Consider the following 1,521-nt stretch of genomic DNA (forward strand, 5'->3'; position numbering starts at 1 on the left):
TCTTTGATTTCTTTGGAGTAATTTCTCAATCCGTACAACCGACAAGAAAAGCAGTGAATAATTGCCATTAGGTCTTCTACTAATTCTTGTTGGGGTGACAAAGATTCCTGGTTTGCAACTATGATCTCCTAACCATTGTCGAATAACTTTCAATCAAAGCGGGCGGCGGGAATCGAACCCGCATAATCAGCTTGGAAGGCTGAAGTTTTACCACTAAACTACGCCCGCAAATGGAGTAAACTCAAACTCCTACTAAGTTCATAATAGCACATAAATCATAAAAAATTGATAATAAAAAATTAATAATAAAAAATTAATAATGTGTTTTTATATCTTATTTTTTATTGTACTTTCCATTATGAACGAAAACTAATATAACATAAACTGTAAGAAAAAGTCAACCCCTTAGAGAAAAATTCTCCAATGACTGACTATGACGGGAAATAATAGAGCGAATATGATCAGCCACTATGTCTGGTGCTTCCAACATAGCCAAATGACCACAATTAGGAATTTCAATCACATTATCACCCATATATTGAAATAGCCAATGGAAACTGGCTAAATGTCGGACATACTTGGGTTCCATCACTTTATCATTTGCACCTGCTAAAAAATATACGGGCTGTTTTAATTTAGACACTAAATGTGGTAAATTATTTACCTCTTCTTCTGTAGTAGAATCTAACAAAGTTCCTAAGGCCGCTTCATGATTAGCAGTCACAAAATCTATCAATCTTTGACGCGCCCAATAACGATTTAAAGGACGAGATACACTAGCCCTAGTAAAAAGTAAATCAATTAAAGGCATTTGAGATAACCAACGAGGACGAATCTGTAAAAACTTTTGCCCGGCACTACGAAATTTCTCAAAAGCCTCCTTGAGATAAATTCCACCACCAGCATTAATACAAATTACACCTTGTATACAGTCAGGTAATTGAGAAGCTGTCCATAGTGCAATAGTACCTCCCAAAGAATGACCAATCAACCAGGCACTAGGAATATTAAGATGTCGAATTAACTCCGCCAAATCGTGAGAATAAGCAGATGGAGAATAAATAGCATCTAAAGCAGAACTTACCAGAGGATTATTAACATAATTTATACCCATATTTGATGTGCTCAGAGATTGAGATTGACCAAATCCTCTTAAATCATAGGATAAACATTGTAAATCCATTGATAAACGAGAAATTATTGGTTGCCAATATCCCCCACTATTCAACCAACCATGAATAAATACTAGAGTATGAGGGTATATAGTAGGAGCGGTTAATTCATATTTATGTGTAACCCCTAAGATGTCTATTGTTGCCATCTGAATATCCAACGGTTAATTAAGCTCAAGATTTAGATCCTTCAAGTTTTACTTACCAGCAGTCTATGTCTAACTGATACTTTTAACCGAGACATTCCCTGACATCTGAGATATCGTGAAGGTCCAGTACAACATTACCAACTGAGTTGATAAAGGTGGTATCCCACATTGCCTTGAGGAAAATCCCCAAAGCTCCATTA

At 35.9% G+C, this 1,521-nt stretch carries 1 protein-coding gene, 1 tRNA gene and 1 pseudogene; all 3 read right to left on the reverse strand.

The genetic code is table 11. The features are described 5' to 3' along the window. Window positions 1-128, reverse strand: a pseudogene (locus tag H6F32_RS20805) (IS607 family transposase); the annotation flags it as partial. A 29-nt stretch (window positions 129-157) separates the two neighbouring features. Further along, window positions 158-228 (reverse strand) — tRNA-Gly (locus H6F32_RS20190). Window positions 229-397: 169 nt separating this feature from the next. Next, a complete protein-coding gene (locus tag H6F32_RS20195; protein ID WP_190371050.1) occupies window positions 398-1,321 on the reverse strand; it encodes an alpha/beta fold hydrolase in 924 nt (307 codons plus the stop codon). Between the last annotated feature and the right edge of the window lie 200 nt (window positions 1,322-1,521).

The organism is Anabaena sp. FACHB-1237 (assembly GCF_014696225.1).
Lineage (GTDB): Bacteria > Cyanobacteriota > Cyanobacteriia > Cyanobacteriales > Nostocaceae > FACHB-1237.